The sequence below is a fragment of the Pseudoroseomonas ludipueritiae genome (genome assembly GCF_014490445.1).
Taxonomy (GTDB): Bacteria; Pseudomonadota; Alphaproteobacteria; order Acetobacterales; family Acetobacteraceae; genus Pseudoroseomonas; species Pseudoroseomonas ludipueritiae.
On record NZ_JACTUZ010000275.1, the window covers coordinates 1 to 2,975 of the forward strand.

Below are 2,975 nucleotides of genomic sequence, written 5' to 3' on the forward strand. Positions count from 1 at the left end.
GCCCTGGAACGCGCCGCGCCGCCCCGGCTGGCGCGCGCCCTGGCGGTGGCGGCGGCGCGGGAGCTGGAGGAGGAAACCGGCCTCACCCTGGCGCCCCCCGGCCAATCCGCCCCGGCGCTGGAGGTGCTGGACTACGTCTGCCGCGCCGTGACGCCGCGCTACAGCCCCATCCGCTTCAATGCCCGCTTCCTGTCCGCCCCCGCCGAGGCAGCGCGCGGCACGCTGGCCGGCTGCGGCGAGCTGGAAACCCTGGCCTGGATGACCCTGGAGGAAGCGGCGGGCGCCGCGCTGGCGCCCATCACCGCCTGCGTGCTGCAACAGTTCTCGGCCATCATGGCCCTGCCGCCGGAAGCGCGGGCGGAGCGGCCGCTGGTCTGCTACCAGGGCTTCGACCAGGCGCTGCCGGAGCGCCCGCCCGCCATGCCGCAGGCGGTTCGAACCTGAGCTGAAACAGCTTCGCCTTGCCGGATGTCCATGCGGCCTTCATCCTCCCTTTGGTTCGAGGGAGGAGGGGCCGATGCGCCTTGCTGTGCTCAAGGAACGGCGTGCGGGAGAAACCCGCGTCGCCGCGACACCGGAGACGGTGAAGAAACTGATCGGCCTCGGCATCACGGTGGTGGCGGTGGAAAGCGGGGCCGGGCTGGCTTCCGGCTACCCTGATGCCGCCTATGGCGAGGCGGGCGCTGAGATCGCCCCCGATGCCGCTGCCGCTCTGGCCGGTGCCGCCATCCTGCTGAAGGTGCGTGCGCCGCTGGCCGCCGGGGAGGGCGAGGTGGACGAGCTGTCCCTCATCCCCCGCGACACATTGCTGCTGGGCACGCTGGAGGCGCTGGGCAACCCCGGGCGCGCCAAGGCCTATGCCGATGCCGGGCTCCAGGCCTGTTCCATGGAGCTGCTGCCGCGCATCACCCGGGCGCAGAGCATGGACATCCTGTCCTCCCAGGCCAATCTCGCGGGCTACCGCGCGGTGATCGAGGGCGCGGCGGCCTTCGACAAGGGCTTCCCCATGCTGATGACGGCGGCGGGCACCATCCCGGCCGCCAATGTCTTTGTCATGGGCGCGGGCGTGGCGGGCTTGCAGGCCATCGCCACCGCGCGGCGCCTGGGCGGCCGCGTCTCGGCCACCGATGTGCGCCCGGCGGCGAAGGAGGAGATCAAGTCCCTCGGCGCCAGCTTCGTCGGCTACGAGGATGAGGAAAGCCGCGCGGCCCAGACCGCCGGCGGCTATGCCAAGCAGCTTTCCGCCGAGTTCTACGCCAAGCAGGCGGAAGTGGTGGCCACGCATATCGCCAAGCAGGATGTGGTGGTGACCACCGCGCTGGTGCAGGGCCGCAAGGCGCCGACCCTGGTGACGGAAGCCATGGTGGCCAGCATGAAGCCCGGCAGCGTGATCGTGGACATTGCCTCCGATGCCGGCGGCAACTGCGCCCTGACGGTACCGGGACAGGCCATCGTCACCGGCCATGGCGTGAAGATCCTGGGCTACAGCAACTGGCCGGGCCGCATCGCGGGCGCCGCCAGCGCGCTCTATGCCCGCAACCTGCTGACCTTCCTGACCACCTTCTGGGACAAGGACGCCAAGGCGCCCCGCCTGCCGGAGGAGGACGAGATCGTGCGCGGCGTGGTGCTGACGCGCGGCGGGGCCTTGGTGCACCCGCAACTGAGCCAGGCCGCCTGAGGAGGGCGAGAGATGAACCCGACCGACCTCGTCAACCAGGCGACGGCCACCGCCGAGCGTGCGCTCGCCATGGCCGCCCAGGCCCGCATGATGGCCGAGAACACGCTGGCCCCCATGGCGCCGGTGGCCCAGGCCGCCGAACCCTTCCTGATGCTGCTGACCATTTTCCTGCTGGCCTGCTTTGTCGGCTATTACGTGGTCTGGAACGTGACGCCGGCGCTGCATTCGCCGCTGATGGGCGTCACCAATGCCATTTCCTCCGTGATCATCGTCGGCGCCATCCTGGCCACGGGCCTGGGGGATAGCTGGATCGCCAAGTTCTTCGGCTTCCTGGCGGCGACGCTGGCGGCGGTGAATATCTTCGGCGGCTTCCTGGTGACACGGCGGATGCTGGCCATGTTCGCCGGCAAGAAGAAGGGCTGAGCGGATGGCACAGTCCCTGTCGACGCTGGCTTACCTCGTCGCCTCCGTCCTCTTCATCCTGGCGCTGCGTGGGCTGTCGCATCCCACCACCAGCCGGCGCGGCAATCTCTACGGCATGATCGGCATGGGCATCGCCATTGTGGCGACGCTGCTGCGGCCGGGGATGGAAGTCTCCGGCATCGTCATCGTGCTGGCGGGGCTGGCCATTGGCGGCACGGTCGGCACCGTGCTCGCCAGCCGCATCCAGATGACGGCGCTGCCGCAGCTTGTGGCCGCCTTCCACTCGCTGGTGGGCCTCGCGGCGGTTTTTGTCGCCGCCGCTGCCTTCTACAATCCCGAGAGCTTCGGCATCGGCCATGCCGGCGCCATCCATGGCGGGTCACTTGTAGAAATGTCGCTGGGCGTGGCGATCGGCGCCATCACCTTCTCCGGCTCCGTCATCGCCTTCGCCAAGTTGCAGGCGCTGATGTCCGGGGCGCCCATCACCTTCAAGGGTCAGCACTGGCTGAACCTCGGCCTCGGCATCCTGCTGGTGGTGCTGGTCATCGCCTTTGTCGCCACCGGCAGCGGCGTGCTGTTCTGGCTGATCGCCATCCTGGCGCTGGCGCTGGGCTTCCTGCTGATCATCCCGATCGGCGGCGCCGACATGCCGGTCGTGGTCTCCATGCTGAACAGCTATTCCGGCTGGGCGGCGGCGGGCATCGGTTTTACTCTTCAGAACCTGCTGCTGGTTGTCACGGGCGCCCTCGTCGGCGCCTCGGGCGCGATCCTGTCCTACATCATGTGCAAGGGCATGAACCGCAGCATCATCAACGTGCTGCTGGGCGGCTTCGGCGCCGAGGCCGGCGGCGCGGCGGCGGGCGGCGGTGCCGCG

General features: G+C 69.7%; 4 protein-coding genes. All 4 read left to right on the forward strand.

Annotated features, from left to right (window positions below):
* The coding region (locus IBL25_RS25420; protein WP_187781235.1) for an NUDIX domain-containing protein at positions 1–444 on the forward strand (444 nt) is incomplete at its 5' end.
* 73 nt (positions 445–517) lie between these two features.
* Positions 518–1,678 carry a Re/Si-specific NAD(P)(+) transhydrogenase subunit alpha gene (locus tag IBL25_RS25425; RefSeq protein WP_187781236.1) on the forward strand — a complete coding sequence of 387 codons (1,161 nt, stop codon included), beginning with the start codon at positions 518–520 and terminating at the stop codon, positions 1,676–1,678.
* 12 nt (positions 1,679–1,690) lie between these two features.
* On the forward strand, positions 1,691–2,101 hold the full coding sequence (locus IBL25_RS25430) for a proton-translocating transhydrogenase family protein (protein WP_187781237.1): 411 nt from the start codon (positions 1,691–1,693) through the stop codon (positions 2,099–2,101).
* Positions 2,102–2,105: 4 nt separating this feature from the next.
* On the forward strand, positions 2,106–2,975 hold an 870-nt coding region (locus IBL25_RS25435; RefSeq protein ID WP_187781238.1), incomplete at its 3' end, for an NAD(P)(+) transhydrogenase (Re/Si-specific) subunit beta.

Bases quoted from the DNA above. Each gene is read 5' to 3' on its own strand.
- IBL25_RS25425 (WP_187781236.1), top strand. From the start codon at position 518: ATGCGCCTTGCTGTGCTCAAGGAACGGCGTGCGGGAGAAACCCGCGTC.
- IBL25_RS25430 (WP_187781237.1), top strand. From the start codon at position 1,691: ATGAACCCGACCGACCTCGTCAACCAGGCGACGGCCACCGCCGAGCGT.